General features: G+C 61.0%; 22 protein-coding genes. 7 read left to right on the top strand and 15 right to left on the bottom strand.

Translation table 11 applies throughout. From position 1 onward, the window contains the following. Positions 1 to 57 precede the first annotated feature (57 nt). The 7 genes from groL to GNP00_RS20540 form a co-directional block, all read right to left on the bottom strand. Positions 58 to 1,686 carry a chaperonin GroEL gene (gene groL, locus GNP00_RS20570; RefSeq protein WP_011582408.1) on the bottom strand — a complete coding sequence of 543 codons (1,629 nt, stop codon included), beginning with the start codon at positions 1,684 to 1,686 and terminating at the stop codon, positions 58 to 60. Between the two features lie 41 nt (positions 1,687 to 1,727). After that, positions 1,728 to 2,042 (bottom strand): co-chaperone GroES, encoded by a 315-nt coding sequence (locus tag GNP00_RS20565; protein ID WP_011582409.1) that lies wholly within the window; start codon positions 2,040 to 2,042, stop codon positions 1,728 to 1,730. 338 nt (positions 2,043 to 2,380) lie between these two features. After that, positions 2,381 to 4,969, bottom strand: a complete 2,589-nt coding sequence (locus tag GNP00_RS20560) for a TIGR02302 family protein (RefSeq protein ID WP_011582410.1) — start codon at positions 4,967 to 4,969, stop codon at positions 2,381 to 2,383. A 252-nt stretch (positions 4,970 to 5,221) separates the two neighbouring features. Further along, the gene (locus GNP00_RS20555) at positions 5,222 to 5,512 is read right to left on the bottom strand and encodes a GNAT family N-acetyltransferase (RefSeq protein WP_011582411.1); all 291 of its coding nucleotides are present in this window, start codon (positions 5,510 to 5,512) and stop codon (positions 5,222 to 5,224) included. After that, positions 5,509 to 6,141, bottom strand: coding sequence for an alpha/beta hydrolase (locus tag GNP00_RS20550; RefSeq protein ID WP_011582412.1), 633 nt, complete (start codon positions 6,139 to 6,141; stop codon positions 5,509 to 5,511). The genes GNP00_RS20555 and GNP00_RS20550 overlap by 4 nt, the downstream gene beginning before the upstream one ends. 3 nt (positions 6,142 to 6,144) lie before the next feature. Then, complete coding sequence (locus tag GNP00_RS20545) at positions 6,145 to 7,077, bottom strand: ring-cleaving dioxygenase (protein ID WP_011582413.1); 933 nt, start codon at positions 7,075 to 7,077, stop codon at positions 6,145 to 6,147. Between the two features lie 188 nt (positions 7,078 to 7,265). Continuing rightward, a complete protein-coding gene (locus GNP00_RS20540) occupies positions 7,266 to 8,468 on the bottom strand; it encodes a PRC-barrel domain-containing protein (RefSeq protein WP_011582414.1) in 1,203 nt (400 codons plus the stop codon). Positions 8,469 to 8,671: 203 nt separating this feature from the next. Between GNP00_RS20540 and GNP00_RS20535 the strand changes: the two genes are divergently transcribed. Next, positions 8,672 to 9,580 (top strand): diacylglycerol/lipid kinase family protein, encoded by a 909-nt coding sequence (locus GNP00_RS20535; RefSeq protein WP_011582415.1) that lies wholly within the window; start codon positions 8,672 to 8,674, stop codon positions 9,578 to 9,580. 6 nt (positions 9,581 to 9,586) lie between these two features. Here the strand turns inward: GNP00_RS20535 and GNP00_RS20530 are convergent, their stop codons facing one another. The 3 genes from GNP00_RS20530 to GNP00_RS20520 are packed head-to-tail and all read right to left on the bottom strand — an operon-like array spanning position 9,587 to position 10,582. Continuing rightward, positions 9,587 to 9,787, bottom strand: a complete 201-nt coding sequence (locus GNP00_RS20530; RefSeq protein ID WP_041544836.1) for a hypothetical protein — start codon at positions 9,785 to 9,787, stop codon at positions 9,587 to 9,589. A gap of 29 nt (positions 9,788 to 9,816) precedes the next feature. Beyond that, positions 9,817 to 10,254, bottom strand: coding sequence for a hypothetical protein (locus GNP00_RS20525; protein WP_011582416.1), 438 nt, complete (start codon positions 10,252 to 10,254; stop codon positions 9,817 to 9,819). 13 nt (positions 10,255 to 10,267) lie between these two features. Beyond that, positions 10,268 to 10,582, bottom strand: a complete 315-nt coding sequence (locus GNP00_RS20520) for a hypothetical protein (RefSeq protein WP_011582417.1) — start codon at positions 10,580 to 10,582, stop codon at positions 10,268 to 10,270. Positions 10,583 to 10,747: 165 nt separating this feature from the next. Here GNP00_RS20520 and GNP00_RS20515 point away from each other — a divergent pair, with 165 nt between their 5' ends. Together GNP00_RS20515 and GNP00_RS20510 are read left to right on the top strand one after the other, a co-directional pair. After that, entirely contained in the window at positions 10,748 to 11,845 is a 1,098-nt protein-coding gene (locus GNP00_RS20515) for an AI-2E family transporter (protein ID WP_246259479.1), read from the top strand. 145 nt (positions 11,846 to 11,990) lie between these two features. Further along, a complete protein-coding gene (locus tag GNP00_RS20510; protein ID WP_049764827.1) occupies positions 11,991 to 12,407 on the top strand; it encodes a response regulator in 417 nt (138 codons plus the stop codon). On the opposite strand, the gene GNP00_RS20505 is transcribed toward GNP00_RS20510, so the two are convergent. Beyond that, positions 12,390 to 12,941 (bottom strand): sigma-70 family RNA polymerase sigma factor, encoded by a 552-nt coding sequence (locus GNP00_RS20505; RefSeq protein WP_166016259.1) that lies wholly within the window; start codon positions 12,939 to 12,941, stop codon positions 12,390 to 12,392. The two genes, GNP00_RS20510 and GNP00_RS20505, sit on opposite strands and share 18 nt — an antisense overlap. A gap of 4 nt (positions 12,942 to 12,945) precedes the next feature. After that, on the bottom strand, positions 12,946 to 13,152 hold the full coding sequence (locus GNP00_RS20500; protein WP_041545611.1) for a NepR family anti-sigma factor: 207 nt from the start codon (positions 13,150 to 13,152) through the stop codon (positions 12,946 to 12,948). A 204-nt stretch (positions 13,153 to 13,356) separates the two neighbouring features. Between GNP00_RS20500 and GNP00_RS20495 the strand changes: the two genes are divergently transcribed. The 4 genes from GNP00_RS20495 to GNP00_RS20480 all read left to right on the top strand — a co-directional run bounded on the left by GNP00_RS20495 (position 13,357) and on the right by GNP00_RS20480 (position 15,048). Next, positions 13,357 to 14,154 carry a response regulator gene (locus GNP00_RS20495; RefSeq protein ID WP_011582422.1) on the top strand — a complete coding sequence of 266 codons (798 nt, stop codon included), beginning with the start codon at positions 13,357 to 13,359 and terminating at the stop codon, positions 14,152 to 14,154. A gap of 142 nt (positions 14,155 to 14,296) precedes the next feature. Continuing rightward, entirely contained in the window at positions 14,297 to 14,464 is a 168-nt protein-coding gene (locus tag GNP00_RS20490) for a DUF1328 domain-containing protein (RefSeq protein WP_011582423.1), read from the top strand. Between the two features lie 37 nt (positions 14,465 to 14,501). Then, positions 14,502 to 14,672 carry a hypothetical protein gene (locus GNP00_RS20485; protein WP_157038110.1) on the top strand — a complete coding sequence of 57 codons (171 nt, stop codon included), beginning with the start codon at positions 14,502 to 14,504 and terminating at the stop codon, positions 14,670 to 14,672. A gap of 70 nt (positions 14,673 to 14,742) precedes the next feature. After that, on the top strand, positions 14,743 to 15,048 hold the full coding sequence (locus tag GNP00_RS20480) for a hypothetical protein (protein WP_011582424.1): 306 nt from the start codon (positions 14,743 to 14,745) through the stop codon (positions 15,046 to 15,048). A gap of 2 nt (positions 15,049 to 15,050) precedes the next feature. On the opposite strand, the gene GNP00_RS20475 is transcribed toward GNP00_RS20480, so the two are convergent. From GNP00_RS20475 to xylF, 3 genes are all read right to left on the bottom strand, one after another. Further along, positions 15,051 to 15,836 carry an ATP-binding cassette domain-containing protein gene (locus GNP00_RS20475; protein ID WP_011582425.1) on the bottom strand — a complete coding sequence of 262 codons (786 nt, stop codon included), beginning with the start codon at positions 15,834 to 15,836 and terminating at the stop codon, positions 15,051 to 15,053. 12 nt (positions 15,837 to 15,848) lie between these two features. Continuing rightward, positions 15,849 to 17,162: a sugar ABC transporter permease gene (locus GNP00_RS20470; protein ID WP_011582426.1), complete on the bottom strand. Its 1,314-nt coding sequence runs from the start codon at positions 17,160 to 17,162 to the stop codon at positions 15,849 to 15,851. A 94-nt stretch (positions 17,163 to 17,256) separates the two neighbouring features. Beyond that, positions 17,257 to 18,300 carry a D-xylose ABC transporter substrate-binding protein gene (gene xylF, locus GNP00_RS20465; RefSeq protein WP_011582427.1) on the bottom strand — a complete coding sequence of 348 codons (1,044 nt, stop codon included), beginning with the start codon at positions 18,298 to 18,300 and terminating at the stop codon, positions 17,257 to 17,259. Positions 18,301 to 18,339 lie beyond the last annotated feature (39 nt).

Here is an 18,339-nt window from a genome sequence, read left to right as displayed (position 1 = left end):
CCCGCGCGAGAGCGCGGCCGGAGGCCGGCCGCGCCCTTAAAGCCTTGAGAAGGCTGTTTAGAAGTCCATCCCGGCGCCCGCGGGCATGGCGGGAGCGGTTTCCTTCTTCGGCCGGTCGGCCACCATCGCTTCGGTGGTGATCAGCAGCCCGGCAACGGAAGCGGCATCCTGCAGTGCAGCGCGCACCACTTTCACCGGATCGATCACGCCCATCTGATAGAGGTCTCCATATTCACCGGTCTGGGCGTTCCAGCCATAACCGAAGTCCGGCTTTTCGCGCACTCTCCCGACGATGATTGAGCCTTCAGCGCCCGCGTTCTCGGCGATCTGCCGGATCGGAGCTTCGATGGCGCGGCGGACGATACTGATGCCGACCTTCTGGTCCTCGTTCTCGCCCGTGACATTGTCCAGCGCCTTGGCCGCACGCAGGAGCGCCACGCCGCCGCCGGGCAGCAAGCCTTCCTCGACCGCCGCGCGCGTCGCATGCATCGCATCGTCCACCCGGTCCTTGCGCTCCTTCACCTCGACTTCGGTGGCACCGCCGACGCGGATCACGGCAACGCCCCCAGCGAGCTTGGCCAGCCGCTCCTGCAGCTTCTCGCGGTCGTAGTCGGAGGTCGTCTCCTCGATCTGCGCCTTGATCTGATTGACGCGGCCCTGGATCTCGTCCTTGGAGCCAGCCCCGTCGACAATGGTGGTGTTCTCCTTTTCGATGACCACTTTCTTGGCGCGGCCAAGCATCTCGAGCGTGACGTTCTCAAGCTTGATGCCGAGATCCTCGGAGATGGCGGTGCCGCCGGTGAGAATGGCGATGTCCTGCAGCATGGCCTTGCGGCGATCGCCGAAGCCAGGAGCCTTCACGGCTGCGACTTTCAAGCCGCCGCGCAGCTTGTTGACCACCAGCGTTGCAAGGGCCTCGCCCTCCACATCCTCCGCGATGATGAGAAGCGGCTTGCCGGACTGCACCACCGCCTCAAGAACGGGAAGCAGCGGCTGAAGGCTGGCAAGCTTCTTCTCGTGAATGAGCAGATAGGGCTCATCGAGCTCCACCCGCATCTTCTCCTGATTGGTGATGAAATACGGGGAGAGATAGCCACGGTCGAACTGCATGCCTTCGACCACTTCGAGCTCGGTCTCGGCGGTTTTGGCTTCCTCGACCGTAATCACGCCTTCATTGCCGACCTTCTCCATCGCCTGGGCCAGGAAACGGCCAATCTCCTGATCGCCATTGGCAGAAATCGTGCCGACCTGCGCGATCTCGTCGTTCTTGGTGACCTTACGGGCGTTCTTCTTGAGCTCCTCGACGATAGCCTCGACGGCCTTGTCGATGCCGCGCTTCAGATCCATCGGGTTCATGCCGGAGGCGACTGCCTTTGCGCCTTCCTTCACGATGGCCTGAGTAAGAACCGTCGCCGTGGTAGTGCCGTCGCCGGCGGCATCGTTGGTTTTCGAGGCCACCTCGCGCACCATCTGAGCGCCCATATTTTCGAACTTGTCCTCAAGCTCGATCTCCTTGGCGACGGTGACACCGTCCTTGGTGATGCGGGGGGCGCCGAACGATTTGTCGATGACGACGTTGCGGCCCTTGGGACCAAGAGTGACCTTCACAGCATTGGCGAGGACATCGACACCGCGCAGCATGCGCTCGCGGGCATCCGAATGAAATTTTACGTCCTTGGCAGCCATTTTAATACTCCTTCATTGGCGGATTCGACTGATGGCCGCGCTCAAGCAGCCTTCTTGACCTCGGCTTCCTTGTCGAGAATGCCGAGGACGTCGCTTTCCTTCATGATGAGCAGATCCTCGCCTTGAAGGCGGATTTCTGTGCCGGACCACTTTCCGAAAAGGATGCGGTCTCCGACCTTCACTTCCAGGGCGATGAGCTCACCCTTCTCGTCGCGGACGCCAGGGCCGACTGCCAGCACCTCGCCTTCCTGCGGTTTTTCCTTCGCGGTATCGGGAATGATCACCCCTCCCGCCGTTTTCTCCTCCGCCTCGATGCGGCGGACAAGCAGGCGGTCATGCAAAGGACGGAACTTCATGTCTTCCTCCTGGGACAAACAATTTTTCGAAGCACCTCCCGCGCCATCCCTTTCCGGCGCGGTACGCGGCCCGTCATGGCACCACGCGCGAAAAATTTGGTTTTGAAAATTTCAGCCTTCAAGAGGGCGCGGAAGAAAAATTAGCACTCACCTATTGAGAGTGCCAAAAGACTTCCTGCAACGCCGGCATGTATCGGGCGTTCCGCACATTTTAACCGTTCCGCGTGCCCATTCCGCAGGGTTGTGTTTCAGGATTCGGGAAGCGGGCGTTTGAGTCGTGGCGCAGCGCGTACTCGATTGCCGGCCTCAGGTTCTGGCGCCCAGACCGCGATCCGCCATCACCGCATGTCGAGAAGGCGTTCCAGATATTCGCGCTCGACCTCGGGGCTGAGCGCATTTCCGAGCCGGCGGCGGATCGCATCGAGGATTTCGCGCGCCCGCTGAGTGTCGATTTCGTCCGGGACCTTCACATCGTCACCGAAATCAGGTCCGGTGGTTGCACGCGGGCGACCCAGCGGATCGCGGCCGAAGGTGCCCTGCCGGCTCCCCTGCTGGCCTTGGCCACCTTGATCGCCCTGCATTGCCTGCATCTGGTTCATCATGTCCTGGGCGCCCCGGCGCAACGCTTCAAGCGCCCGCCCCTGCTCGCCGACGGCACGCTCTCCCTCGCCCTGACCCAGCGCTCCCTCGGCCTCGCCCATGGCTTCTCCGGCTTCTCCAAAACCGTCGCCCGGCTGGATCCCGAGGCCGCGCAAACCTTCCGTCAGGCTTTCGAGTTCCTGCCGCAGGCCACCCTGGCCCTCCTGCAGGTTGCGCAGTGCCTCTGCAAGCTCTTCGGGCGACATTCCCTGTCCCTGGCCCGGCTGCTGACCCTGGCCTTGCTGACCCATTTGGCCCTGTTGGCCCATCTGCCCCTGCTCGCCCATCTGTCCTTGCTCGCCCATTTGGCCCTGCTGCCCGTGCTGCTGCTGGTCGAGGCGGAAGGTCTCGTTCATGAGCTCCTGCTGGCGGCGCATGAGCTCGCCCAGACGATCCATCTGCTGGCGCATTTCGGACTGCTGGCCACCCTGGCCCTGCTGCGGCTGAGCCATCTGCAGGTTGTTCATCATGTTCTCAAGCTGAGAAAGCAGATCCCGCGCTTGGTCGCGCGCGCCCGATCTGGCGAGATTCTCGATCTGGTCGAGCATGCGCTGGAGATCATTCTGGCTCAGCATTTCGCTGTTCGGCATTTCCGATAGTTGCTGGTTCTGCATGGCGCGCTCGGCAAACTCCCGCAGGAACTCCTGCATTGCCTGCCGCAGTTCATCCATCAGCCGCTCGATTTCCTCGTCGGTGGCGCCATTCTCCAGCGCCTGCTTGAGCTCTTCTTGTGCCTGGCGCAGCCGCCTCTCGGCGGCGGTCATGTCGCCATCCTCGATGATGAGCGCGATCTCCCAGAGCTGGGCGACCACGTCGCGCAGCGCATCATCATTGCGCGCCATGGAAAGCTTGGACCGCGCGGCGGAGATGAGAAGGAAATGCGTAGCGTCCGCAAAAGTCTCCTCGGGCCAGAGGAGCAGCGCATCCATAAGCGAGAGCACGCGCCGCTTCTGTTTCGCGTCCAGAGCAAGAACCCGGCGCTGCTCGATCACGGACCGCGCAAGGGGATTTGTGAATGTGCGCTCGGGGAGCCGGAACGTCTTCGTTTCGCTCTGCGCGGTCTGTTCCGCAGCGTCCGTTGCCGAAAGAGTGAGCCTTACTTCCGATCCGGCCCATGGATGCTCTGTCAGGTCGCGCGATGCCTTGGCGGTGGTGCGGTCGCCGCCCCGCGGCAAGGTAAGCGGCATTTCCGGCGCTTCGAACAGCGGGCGCGCCTGCGGATCGGCCTCGGTCTGTTCGAATGCGGCCTCAGCCTTGGTGGCTCCATAATCATCCTTGATTTCGTAGGCCAGTTCCAACGCGCCATTCACAGCCCGCCTCGGCTCTTCTACGAATCTGATCTGCGGCGGCTCATCGGGAATAACCGAGAAGGTCCAGCTCTGCAGTTCCCTGCCACCATTGCGCAGGATCACGTTCCCGCCTGAGGACAGCACGTGCGAAAAGCGCGACGCATTTCCCGCCTGCGAGGCTGCGGCTGCATCCGGCGCAGCTTGCTCATCCGATGCGAGCGGTTGCTCCTCTCCTGACATGTCCACGAAATGCAGGCTCTCCCCGCCCGAGCCGCCGCTGACACGCACCGCCACCGTGCTGTTTTGGGGCACGGTGAATGCATGCTGCTGAATATTGGCATCGGCCGTGAGGAAGATGGGCGCGCGCCCGGTATAGGCCGGCGGCGTTACCCAGGCATCGACGCGCGCAGTGGCCGCCTGCGTCGCTGCCGGCGGTTCGAAGGCATCGGAGATGCGCCCGCCATAGGGCCCAGTGGAAAAAGCAAGCGCCGTGACGAAGAGGAGGGCGGCGAGGGCACGCAAGCCGAACGGGTCGCGCTCTGGAATCGAGGTCCGGGGCAGGTCACCTTTGAGCCTGGAAAGCCGCTCGGCCATGCGCCGCTGGTGCTCGCGCCACAGCGCCATGGCGAAAGGATCGTCACCATGGGTGGCGAGCTGGTCCGACTGGACGGAAACCGGCGCATGTTCCAGAAGATTGGCCTGTTCGATGCGGCGGTCGATTTCAGCCGCGGTCGGCATGCGGAAGGAGCGCATTGGCCAGAAGCTGGCAAGAGCCCCTACGGCGAGCACCCCGAGAACACCGAGCCGCGCCCAATCCGGGAGAATACGAAATACCCCCAGCCAGGCAAGGCTCAGGAACAGGCTGATTATAACGAGAAGCGGCAGGATGACGGGCCACAAACGCTCGACGAGGATAACCGCGCGCACCGCAGTGCGCGTCCGCCGGAGGCGGATGAGCAGCCCGGGTTTCAGGCCGTTTGTGGAATGTTGCTCCGCCATCACCCTTCCAGATCGAACGGCGGACGCCTACGGGAAGCACCGCCTCACCGGTAAGATAGCATCAAACAGGGCAAAGACGAGGCGGAAGGATCGAAACTTCAGCAAAAACGGCGTTCACGATTACGTTGGGGAATGAAACGCCGAAAGTCCCCTCCTCGGCAGCCGTGAAACGGGAGACATAACGAATTCCGAATTCGATGCGAGCTCGGCCTCCCACGCCCCGCAGGCCGCTGTGAGGGCGGAGCACTTAAGCTAACGTGCCAGCACGTCGCCCCACTCGGGGTGACGGCGGAACTGGGCTGCGGCAAAAGGACAAAGCGGCCTGATTTTCAACCCGTTCATCCGCGCGTCCTCGACGGCTCGTCTCACCAGCGCTTCCCCGATGCCTTGCCCGCGGAAAGCCGGCGGAACCTCCGTATGATCGATGATGATCTGCTTCTCACCGATTCTGGTGAAGGTCATCTGCGCTTCTTTGCCATCGGCCGCATGAACGTAACGGCCTTTGCTGCCGGCTTCGTGAAGCTTGATATGCGGTTCCTTCATCGCGTTTTTTCCCGAGGATCACCGTAGGCGGAAAAGAAATCCCGCGTCGCGTCAATCTCGTTCGAGCGCAGCTCGTGGCCGCCTTCGTGCCAGACGATCTCGCTCGCAGCGCCGGCTGCTTCCAGGTATGAGGCAAGCCTGTTCGTCAGCGGCGCAGGACAGACCGGATCATGCCGCCCTGCCGTGATCAGAAGCCTGATTTCCACGCTGTCCGAGCCGAAACGAGGCTCAAAGGGGATGAGGGGATGCATCAGCACTGCAGCGTCGAAAAGCGAAGGATTGCTGAAAATAGTTGTGGCGAGAATATTCGCCCCATTTGAATAGCCGAGGCCGAGCACGGCACCGGGCTTTTCGGCCGCCACATGCGCGCGAACGAAGCTCACCATTTTTTCCGTGGCGCGGGCAAGATCCGCCATATCGTAGACGCCCTCGCCAGTGCGGCGGAAGAAACGGGGCGCTCCGTGTTCGCTCACATCCCCGAGAGGAGCGATAATCCCCGCCCAAGGAGCCACCTCGCGCGCAAGCGGGAGGAGCTGGCGCTCATCCCCGCCGGTCCCGTGAAAGAGAAACAGAAGGGGCCGGCCGGGACCGGCCGGCGCCGAGAAATGCCTGTAGGCATCGATCCCCATGGTTCAGCTCCCGATCGCCGGCAGGCGCGCCTCAAGATAGGGGCGCAGGTGCTCATGCTGGCGCGGCAGTTTCAGGGCCTCGCCTAGATGATCCATGTCCTCATCCCGCGCAAAACCCGGATCATCCGTTGCGACCTCGAAAAGCACGCCGCCCGGCGATCGGAAATAGATTGCCAGAAAATAGTCCCTGTCGATCACAGGCGTCACTTGAAAACCCTCCTGCGAGAGTGCCTGGCGTACGGTGCGCTGGGCGGCGGCATCGGGCACGGCGAATGCGATGTGGTGCACGGAGCCCGCTCCCTGTCGCGCAGGAGGTGCAGCACGATCGGCCTTGATGTCGATGGTCGCCGCGCCGTTGCCAGTCTCGCGCTGCAAGCGGACGACATTTCCTTCTCGGCCCTTTTCCTTGAAGCCCATCAGCTCCAGAAGCTCCTGCGTAGGCTGGCCGTCATTGAGCAGCAAGGTAGCGGAACTAAAACCGCGGATCGCATGGTCAGCCGGAATCCCCGCACCCGTCCAGGGTTCGCGCCCGTCACCCGCCACGGCTGCGAGCGCAAAGCTATCGCCGTCGATCCCGTCGAAATAGAGCTGGTCTTCGCCAAAGGCTTGAGCTCGCTTTATTCCGCCCACTGCGCTGTCGGCAAGATGCCTTTCCCAGAAATCCAGGCTTCCTTCCGGCACGGAAAAAACGGTCGTGCTGACTTCGCCCGCGCCTCGCGCTCCGCTGGCAATGTTCGGGAACGGGAAATAGGTCATCACCGTACCCGGTTGAGCGACGCGATTGGCATAATAGAGATGGTAGACGTCCGGTGCGTCGAAATTGACGGTCTTCTTGACGCGCCGTAGTCCCAGGACCCTCGTGTGGAACTGATCCGTGACGTTGGCATCGCGGGCCATGGACGTGATGTGGTGAATGCCTTCGATTGCATCAAGCATGGTTTAGCCTCCTTGGCGGAGGGGCGCTCCACCCCGCCGCCTATTCGCGCCATAAATGGAGCGAGCCCGACCAAGCCGAAAGATACGCTATGGAAGATGCACTGTCTTCCCGATAGAAACGATGCTCCGCGAAAATGAAAAGGCCCCGTTGACGGGGCCTTTCCAAGCGTCGCAAGAGCGAAACGGTCTTACTGCGCCTGCAAGCGCATTTCGTCACGGTTTTCCGCGTAGGAAGCCTCATCGTAAGCGGGCTGCGCCTCGAGCTGTTCCTGCGTGAAATTCGTGAACAGGTACAGATCGCCATCTTCATCGGCCATGAAATTGAGGTCGTCCATGCCGATCGCGACCTGTTTCTCGCCGACGCCTAGGAACCCGCCGACATCCACGATCACCGCATCCACCTGGCCTTCGGGGGTGAGGGCGACGTCGCCGATCTCGCCAATATTCTCCTCATTGGCGCCGTAGACGGTGGTTCCGACAAGCGTCTCGGCCGTCAACTGGTCAGGCGTGGCTTGCTGCATAGTGCTGCGGTCAATGGCGCCGGTCTGCGTCTGGTCGGTAGCGGCCTCGCCGGCACCCATCTGATTGTCTTGGGCGGTCTGCTGGTCAGCGGGCCGCTCCTGCTGCGCCTGCTGATCGGCCGGCTGCTGCGCCTGCTGATCATCGCCAGCGCCGGTCGCCGGAGCTGTTGCTACTGCGCCGCCCGTGGCTCCACCGGCCTGATCGCCGGTTTGCTCGGTTTGATCGGCAGCCATTTCGCCGCTTTCCTGACCTGAATCGGCCGGAGCCATTGCGGTTTCACCGCCAGCCTCGCCGCCTTCCTGACCTGAGTCTGCCGGAGCCATCGCGGTTTCGCCGCCAGTCTCTCCGCCTTCAGCCCCTTCTTCCTGAGTGCGGGCCGTTGCAAGGTCCTGCTCGGTTGCAGGCGTGGTTTCGCCTACCTGTGCGTCCGCCGGCATCGGCTCATAGGCTGAGCGATCGAATTCCGGCAACGCCCTCAGGGCATCCTCAGTCGTTTCCACGACGAGCCGGCGTTCGCCATCCGGCTGATCGGTCCATTGAGCCAGATTGAATTCGAGGGCTACATCTTTCTGCCCAATGCCAAGGAACCCGCCGACGCCGACAACGATAGCTTCGATCTGACCTTCATTGGTGATCACGAGATCGCTGACATCGCCTATGTCTTCTGCATCATCGCCTGTGCTGTTATAAACAGCCTCTCCGATGATATTGGACGCGAGATGCCCTTCAGCGTGGACCACCATCTGCTGAGTTTGGCTCTCGGCGGGCGCAGCCGACGGGGCCGTCGTGGGCGGGGTCGTTTGCTGGGCGATCGCACCGCCTGCAAGTAGGGTGGCAAGCGCGGTGGTCGCCAAAAGTGTGCGGATCATGTTAAGCTCTCCATGTGCAGTTTTGCTGTACATGGCCGCGCATCCGACCGAACCTGGCAGTGAGGAGCGGGTGTGCGGCCACCACATTTCTACAACGTGCGGGCCATGAAACGGTTCCGCGATGAGTGCGGTCGCGCCTGGGAACTGAAAGGGCTTGTTACACATTCCTTCCGCGAACGGCTAACCTCTGCACAGGGCATTTCATGCGCATCCGTGCCGTACTGAACCGCGGCGGCGGAACGCTCAGCACAATGGATCTGGACGTCCTTACCGCGCGCCTGACGAAGGTGTTCACAGAGGCGGGCCATACCATCGACGTCATGGCGGTGGATGGAAGTGATATCCTGAGTGCGATTCAGGACAATTGCGGAGCGCCGGATGCCGAAGCCGTGCTTGTTGGCGGCGGCGACGGCACTGTTTCGCTGGCGGCAAGCCTGATTGCGGGGTCAGATAAGATTCTGGCGGTGCTACCGGCGGGGACCATGAATCTTTTTGCCCGCAGCCTCGGCATCCCCCTCGATATCGAAACCGCCATCGCAGCGCTTGCCGAGGGTCACATACGCCGCGTCGACATGGCCCGCGTCAACGGAAGGCCCTTCGTCCACCAATTCTCCCTCGGCATGCATCCGCAGCTCATCCGGCTGCGCTCGCGCATCCCGTTCCGCGGGAGATTGGGCAAGCTGCTGGCCTCTGCGCGCGCGGGCCTGGCCACATTACGCAACCCGCACAATCTGGATGTGTCGCTCACTTTCGGGGATGCGGAGCTTCTTACAACCACATCCGGCATAGGAATCACGAACAACCTGCTTGGCGAAGGGCACCTTCCCTATGCGGACAAGCCGGATGGCGGCGTGCTCGGCGTCTACATCACCCGAGCGGAAGATAGGTGGGATCTGCTGGCGTTCTTCATAAACATGGCGCTCGGGCGCTGGCGCGAGAACAACCAGGTAGAGATCCACGAGGCCGACGAGGTGCACCTCAGGATACTTTCACCCGGCAAGCAGTTCAGGTGCGCGATCGATGGCGAGCTCTACCCGCTGGAGCGCGACATGCATGTCGAACTCTGGCCGAAGGCTCTGCGGGTGCTGGTGCCCGCCGAAGGAGCGCGATAAGATTTTCTAATCCTGCGACTGCTCCAGTGGAACGCGTTCGGTCGAATCGGGCATCTCGACGGGCTGGCGCTCGTCTATGAAGACGCCGTATATCTCAACGAACACCCAGACGATGCCGGCGAGCAAAAGCGCGCCGATCAGGACCAGAAGAACCGGTATCCCTTCCCGCCCTTGGCGCGCCTTTTTAGGGGGCACTTTTTCGTCCATCGATCCAAAGATCCTTTCTAGCCTTCGGCCTAATCCTCAGCCCGGCGGCTTCTGCGCATCAGCTCCGTATAGGCAAGATAGCCACCGAGCCCGGCCAGAACCATGACGGCGGTGACCCAATTGCGTTTCTTGCCGACAAGGCTCGGCAGCATCGCAAGAGCCGAGGCGCCGACCATCATGCTTTCAGCCCGCTTGCTCATCTCCGCGCGCCGGCGCGACCGCGCCGAAATCCTGTAGGCGATGAAAATTACGGCGCTCAGCACCAGTAAACCAAGACCGAACCAGACTGCCGTAGCGATCGCTCCCCAGCGGGTGGCGGCGGCGAGATACGCCGCCAGCACCAGAAAAATGACCGCCAGAAAGCCGAGAAAGCCGGCAGCCAGGTAGAAAATCGCTGCAGTCTTGATCCGCCTTTTAACCGCTGCCGCTTCGCCAGTGGCAAGCAGGGCAATGAGTCGGGCGAACATCCCTCTACCGCACCTAGCGGCGCATCATCATTGCAAACAGGAAGCCGGCACCGGCCGCCAGAGCAAGAGCGGTGAGCGGCTTCTCCCGTACGGTTTCGATCACGTCGTCCTGGAATTCCTCCGCGCTGCCACGGAGTTGATCGGCCTGCTCCAATGCTGCGCGGCGCGCCCGCGACATCGAGCGATTCCCCACCTGCATCAGGTGATCCTTAAGCCGTGCGATGTCTTCCTTGAGCTGCTGGATATCGGCTTCGACATCCCGCCTTTCCTGCGCGTCGGCTCCGCCCTGCCGTACATCTTCCTTGGGTGCTCGTGGGCTAGTCGCCATAATCCACTCCTTTTCGCAATACAACGGCGGAACGCGCAAGCGTCGCCTTGGTTCCGCGGCGATCCGGCCCGTTTAAGGTCAGCCTCCGGAACAATCGTCACGCGCCGCCGTTGACGCAAATCCTGCACCGGTACACCCATGCACAATGTATTGAGGAAGAGAAAGTTGCCGGCCGCCAGCATCCCGCCGAAGTCCGGGCTGGATATGGTTTTGAACAGGGGCGCGCAGGCTTCAGCCATCGGGCTTGCGATCGCCGTTGCAATCGCCGGTCTCTACGCAATGCGTTTCCTGGCCGCGCCGGTATCGCTCGCGATTGTCGTCGGCCTCATGCTCAGCCCCGTCGCGCAGAGGCTGGAGAACCGAAAGTTGCCACCGAGCCTGTCTGCGGCCGTGGCAGTCCTCATATTCATTTTCTCGGTCGGCTTCCTTGTTGTCGCCGTGGCAGCGCCACTAACTTCCTGGGCCGGGCGAGTTCCGGAGATATGGCGCGAGCTCCAACTGCAGCTTACCAATCTCTCTCAACCCCTCGATACGATCCGGAGCATCCGTGAGGAGATTCGCAACGTGACGGGGGAATCGAACGTCACCGTTTCCGTGGAAGACGGATCGGCCATGGAAAGCGTCGCCCTGCTGGCGCCCGCGGTCATAGCCCAGGCTCTGATCTTTCTGGCGAGCCTTTATTTCTTCATCGCCACCCGAAACGATACGCGCCTTACGGTGCTAAGGCTGTGCTCAGGCCGGCTTCTACGCTGGCGTGTTGCCCATATCTTCCGCGACGTGGAGGAACTCGTTTCCAATTATCTGCTGGCAATCACCATCATCAATATCTGTTTGGGCTTTGCCGTCGGCATCAGTCTCTGGCTCATAGATGTTCCATCGGCTCCCCTCTGGGGCGCCATGGCCGGTCTGCTCAACTTCATCGTCTATATTGGCCCGATCACCATGGCGGTCATCCTTTTGGGAGTGGGATTTGCGAGCTTCGATTCAATTTGGGGGAGTATTTCGCCGATGCTCATTTACCTTCTGATCAACGGCATCGAGGCGCAGTTCGTTACGCCCAGCGTCATCGGCCGGCGTATGACGCTCAACCCATTCCTGGTATTTCTCGCTATCACTTTCTGGCTTTGGCTTTGGGGACCCATAGGCGGCTTTGTCGCTGTGCCGGCCTTACTGGTTTTCTTCGCGGTGGCCCGCAACATTCTTCCAGGTTTCGAGTGGGCGCTATCGGAAGAACGACGGCGGCAATATTCACGGCTGCCCTGAACGGAAGAGCTTTTATTCGGCGATTTACCCTAGGTCTGTTCGCGGCCGCCGCCACAGACCAGGCCGAGGCCATATCTTTTTTAAATGACAGGTTCCCAAATAGATGGGACAGCGTCAAAAAAGGGCTGTCACCGGGGAAGGGCGCTTGAAGAACGATATTTTTGAGGGGCTGAATATCCTTCTCGTGGAAGAAGAAGCGTTGATCGCGATGGATATCGAACAGCTTTGCTATGATTTGGGCGCCGCCACGGTGGAGACCGTCAACTCAGAAGCAAAGCTTTGCCCCGAGGCGCTGGATTCGGCTGGCGCCAATGCGCGGATGCTCGGTTTTGACGCCGCCATTCTGGACGCCAAGGTGGGCGAAGGCTGTACCACCGATCTTGCCCGCCGCCTCAAGGAGCATGGAATTCCATTCGTCTTCGCCACGGGCTATACCAGCGGCGACGCCATATTCGAGGAATTCCCCGACGTGCCCGTCGTGTCGAAGCCTTACACCGCAGATGAATTGGTCAGTGCGATCCGGTCAGTGGTCGACCGCGCCCGCCTAAGCCACTGCCGCTGAGTTGGTCACCTGCGCCGTAATCGCATCGGGCCCGAAATCACCTTCCCCCGAGATTGACAGGATCTCCTGCAGTCGACTGCGCGCCCGGCTGACACGGCATTTGATCGTGCCTACCGCGCATCCGCAGATCTCGGCGGCCTCCTCATAGGAAAACCCGGAGGCCCCGATCAGTATAATGGCCTCCCTCTGATCTTCGGGCAGGAGAGCAAGCGCGCGGCGAAAATCGTTCAGGTCCGAATTGCCCTCTTGGGCGGGATGGATAGACAAGCGCGCGGTGATGCTTCCGTCGCTATCTTCAACCTCGCGCCGACGCTTGCGCATTTGGGAATAAAACTCGTTGCGAAGGATGGTGAAGAGCCAAGCCTTGAGATTGGTGCCTGGTTGGAAGCTGTCCTGCTTGTCCCAGGCTTTAACCAGCGTTTCCTGGACCAAATCATCGGCCCGGTCAGCATTTTTTGCGAGCGATACTGCAAAAGCGCGCAGCGTTGGCACTGCGGCCAAGAGACCGTCGCGGAAACTTGGTGACGCCGACATCGGTTTAATCCTTTTTCGCCGTCGATCCTTGCTGTTCCTGCTGCTGCAGCTGATTCAGCAGTTGGCTGAAACGGTCCGGAACTTCCTCAGAGATCAACTCGTCGTAATATTGTCGAAGTTTACGGCCTATTTCGGAATTTGGTCCCAGGGGATCGGCTGCAGGATTGCGCTTGCTGCCGTTCCTGCCCTTGTCGAGCTTCTGGTATGTCATACCTTTCTCGTCGTCCGCGTCCTGCCCCACATCTTTGAACATTCTCGTCATTTCGAGTCTTCGCCCACAAGATCACAATTCATGCCTAAACGGGAAGCATCCAAAAAAGTTCCAACTCCGCTAGGAACTTTTTTGTCCAGGCGGCGTTGAACACCATATCTTGCCTTAGTTCCAGGGTTTCTTCTCTAGGGGATAGAAATAAGCATGAGCCTGTCAGCGAGAATTGCACCGCACCTGCCATACCTTCGCCGCTTCTCGAGAGCCGTATCCGGTTCCCAGAGCAGCGGTGACGCCTTGGTCGCAGCAACTCTGGAAGCCTTGATCGCCGACACCTCCATCTTCCCGGAGGCCTCCTCGGATCGGATTGCGCTCTTTAAGCTCTTTACGAAGCTCTTCGGAACCTTTGAGATCCGGGTTCCGGAGGTGAGGCCCACCTCCGCCTGGGAGCAACGAGCGGTAACCAACCTTTCCGCGCTCGCCCCGCAACCGCGCCAGGCTTTCCTGCTTGTGGCGGTGGAAGGTTTCGACACAGCCGCAGCGGCGGAGATCATGGATGTGAGCGAACAGCGGCTCAATGATCTGCTCAGCCAGGCAAGTGACGAGATCTCGCGGCAGGTCGCCACCGACATCATGATCATCGAGGACGAACCGCTCATCGCCATGGATATCGAGGAGTTGGTGGAAAGCCTCGGTCATCGGGTCGTTGGAACGGCCCGCGCTCACCAGGAGGCGACCGCGCTCTTCGAAAAGACGCAGCCCAGCATGGTTCTCGCCGACATCCAGCTCGCGGACGGCAGCTCGGGCATCGACGCCGTGAACGAGATTCTGAGCACCACGCCCGTTCCGGTGATCTTCATCACCGCCTTCCCCGAGCGGCTTTTGACAGGTGAGCGGCCCGAACCGGCATTCCTGGTCACGAAGCCGTTCAACCCGGACATGGTCAAGGCGCTTATCAGCCAGGCTCTTTTCTTCGATCACCAGGCAAGAGCCGCCGCGGCCTAGCTGGACCGGACGGACTGGACCGAGAGAAAGCCGCCGCAGGGCGGCTTTTCTTATGCCCGGAACCAACATTCACACCCTCGCGTTTCCTCAACGAGAGAAGGGGCAGCCCTAAGGTTTCCCCTGTGAAACATGGGAGTTGCAAATGTTGTACTGGGCTCTTGTATTTTTGGTAGTGGCCATCATTGCCGGCGCGCTTGGTTTTGGCGGCATCGCAGGTGCGTCCGCCGGCATAGCACAGATCCTCTTTTATATTTTCCTCATCCTTCTGGTGGTCTCGCTGCTCTTCGGATTGTTCCGTCGAGCGCGCTGAGTGAAACCCTGCGGCAAGCCACTGAGGAGGAGAGTAAATGAAGGTGCTCAACAACATCGAGGATGCGGCGCGGATCGCGATGGTAAGTACGGAATCGCGTGACCCTCTGCCGCCCGGGCCAAACTATGGCCCGTTTGGGTATTTCAGGCTGGCGATTTTGGCCCTTGCCGCCTTTGTCGGCATCCTTCTCGTGATCAACGTCTTTTGATCATCCCCCCCGGCCCTGCCCCGGAACTTGCGGGCAGGGCCGGCGGTTTTCCCGGTGAAAGGATATCGCCATGGAAACCGCAGCTTTTCTGCTACTGATTATCGGCTGCACAGAAGATGTCAGCCGTTGCACTGAGCTACCGGCTCCAGCGCCAATCTATGCCGATTCTGCGGAATGCGAAAATGTGCTCCCAACGGAAATGCGGCGCCATATGCAGGGTTTTCCGCAGATTTTTGCAAAATGCGTGGCCTTCGATCCGGCACTGGAAGAGGAGGATGCGCAGCTTACCTGGCGCATCGACGGAAACGGAGATCTCATCGCCGGGGTAGAGCCCGCGAAAACGGAAGAGCTGCGCGTGGCGAGGACCGACGGATAGGATCAGGCGGCGATCTGCAATGCGCCGGGCCCGGGTATCGCGCCGGGCGGGCACTTTCCAAGAATGATCATTCCGAGAACATCGTCCTCAGTGACATCCGCCGTGGACGCCGTGCCCACCACCTGCCCGTTTTTCATGACGACGACGCGATCGGCCAGATCGAACACGTCGTGAATGTCGTGGCTGATCAGAAAAATGCCGAGCCCTTCCGTCTTGAGCTGGCGAACCAGGTCGCCCACCTGGGCTGCCTCCTGCGGCCCGAGCGCGGCCGTGGGCTCGTCCATGATGAGAATGCGCGCATTGAAGTAAATGGCGCGAGCGATCGCCACGGTCTGCCGCTGACCGCCGGAAAGATTGCTGACCGGATCCTTGAAGCGCTGAAAACGAGGATTGAGCCGGCCCATGACCTTGCGCGTTTCCGACTCCATGGCAACGTCGTCCAGCGTGCCCCAAGCCGTCCTGAGCTCGCGTCCGAGGAACAGATTGGCCGCCGCGTCGACATTGTCGGCCAGGGCAAGCGTCTGGTAGATCGTTTCGATGCCGTATTTCTTGGCGTCGCGGGGATTGTTGATCTGCGCTTCCTCACCATTGATGAGGATGGTTCCGGCATCTCGTTTGTAGGCGCCCGAAAGGATCTTGATCAGCGTAGATTTGCCAGCCCCGTTATGGCCCACGAGAGCCACCACTTCACCCGCGAAGAGGTCCACCGATACGTTCTCGACGGCATGAATGCCGCCGAAGGCGATCGAGATGTTCTTCATTTCAACGAGCGGTGTCCCAGTATCCATCGCGGCCTCCCGTTATTTCACGCGCTTGCGGTAGAGCGTGTCGAGCCACACGGCGACCACCAGCACGATGCCAACGACGATGTTTTGCAACGGCGTGTCGACGCCGAGCAGAATCATGCCGCTGGCAAGCGACTGCATCAGGACGGCGCCGATCATGGCGCCGGCGATCGTCCCGATGCCGCCGCCAAGCGATGTGCCGCCGATAACGGCCGCCGCGATCACGAGCAATTCATCGAGCGTGCCCATCGCGTTGGTGGCGGCGTTAAGGCGAGCCGTCGAAATGGCGCTGGAAATCCCCACAAGCGCACCCATGAGGATGAAAACCTTCATCGTCACCCAACGCGTGTTGATGCCGGCGAGCACCGCCGCTTCGGGATTGCCCCCGATGGCGAAGACGTAGCGGCCGAACCGCGTTCGGTTTGCAAGAAAGGTCATCACGACACCGACTCCCACGGCGATGAGCACCGGGATCGCGATGCCATGGGCGATGAAGAGTCCTCCTTCGGGCACGGTAATGTTGTTTTCTGTCGCATACCGCCGGACGATGGCCGAAGGCCAGGGATAGGAATTGGCAACGGCCACGGCCCCCAGGATGAAAGCGCAGCCCATAACCGCCAGAAGGCTTTCGGCCCAGACAGGCCGCAGCGGGAAGTGAAATTTGCGCCGCTGCTTTCGGCCATTGGCCAGCATGAGCAGGAGCGCAACACAGGCGATCAGGCCGACCACCCAGCTCCAGAACGCACCGATGGCGCCATCTGGGCCGCCGCCCATCAAGCGGTATGTGGCATCGAGCGGCGCCACGGTGCGGCCGCTGGTGACCCACCAAGCCGCACCGCGCCAGACGAGCAGCCCGCCCAGCGTCACGATGAATGACGGCACGGCCAGATAGGCGATGATGTACCCTTGCATTGCGCCGATAAGCGCTCCAAGCGCAACACCCACCAGAATTGCTGCGATCCAGATTGCTAAGTGACCGAAGCCAAGCCATTGCGGCAGGATTTCGGTCTGGGTCACACCCATGACCATGCCGACGAATCCGAGCAGCGAGCCCACCGACAGGTCGATGTTGCGCGTGACGATCACCAGCACCATGCCGGTGGACATGATGGCGACCGATGCGGATTGGACCGACAGGTTCCAGAGATTGCGGGGCGTAAGGAACAACCCGCCGGAGACGATATGAAAGCCGATCCAGATGACGGCGAGCGCGCCGACCATGCCAAGCATGCGCGTGTCGAGCTCCGTCGCCCTGAGAAGGCGCTGAGGCAGGCTGCTGTTCACTGCGGCAGCTTTTTTTGAAAGCGCATGGGAGGTTACATCCGTCATATTGGTCTCCTCCGTCCGGCCAAGACGGCCGGGACCGATACGCAGAACGCCGCGGTCGCTCAAACCGCGGCGTTCTGCGCCGCTATAGCGCTTTTCAGCCGCAGACGTCGACGGTGCCGGGCTGCACACCCTGGCAGACAACATCCTTCGTAACCCAACCGGCATCTATGACGAGGTTGAGGTTATCCTTCGTGATCGGCACCGGCTTCAGGAAGACGGAGTTCATCTCGACTTTGTTGGGGCCTTCGGCCCACTTGGTCGCGCCCTCAACCTGATCCATCGCCGTCCCCTCCGCAAGCTGATTGGCGATCTGCGCGGCGGCCTTACCGAGTTCACGCGCATCCTTCCAAACGGAAACGGTCTGCGTTCCGAGCGCAATGCGATTCAGCGCGGCATGATCACCGTCCTGCCCGGAAACGGGAACCGAGCCCGCAAGACCCTGTGCTTCCAATGCAGCGATTGCACCACCCGCCGTTCCGTCATTCGACGCAACGACTGCAGCGACCTCGTTGTTGTTGGCGGTCAGGAACTGCTCCATGTTGCGTTGCGCATTGGCGGGCAGCCAGCCGTCCGTATAGGCCTCGCCGACATTCTTGATCTTGCCGGAATCGATGGCTTCCTTGAGGACTTCCATCTGCCCCTCGAACAGGAAATCGGCGTTGGGATCGGCCGAAGAGCCCTTGATGAAGACATAGTTGCCCTCGGGCGCCACCTCGAACACGGCGCGCGCCTGCATGCGCCCGACCTCTTTATTATCGAAGGTCAGATAGAACGCATCCGGATTTTCGATGAGGCGGTCATAGCCGATCACCGGAATTCCTTCAGCGACCGCATTTTCCACGGCGGGGCCAACCGCCGATGCATCCTGCGCGAGGATGATAAGTGCGTTGGCACCCTGCGCGATCAGGGATTCCACGTCTGTAAGCTGTTTGGCCGGCGAGGACTGTGCGTCGGCGGAAATATAAGTATTTCCATCGGCCTCGATTTGCGCCTTGATGGCCGCCTCGTCGGTCTTCCAACGCTCTTCCTGGAAATTTGACCAGGACACCCCAATTGTTTTGCCTTCGGCAAGCGCCGCCGACGACAGTGATAGAGAAAAGGCAATCCCCGCCAGTACGGCGGTTGCGGTATTTTTCATAGTTTTCCTCCCAGCGCCGGTGGCGCGACCTCCCTCTGA

This window comes from Chelativorans multitrophicus, from assembly GCF_011317445.1.
GTDB lineage: Bacteria > Pseudomonadota > Alphaproteobacteria > Rhizobiales > Rhizobiaceae > Chelativorans > Chelativorans multitrophicus.
This window is presented reverse-complemented; position numbering and strand designations above follow the sequence as displayed.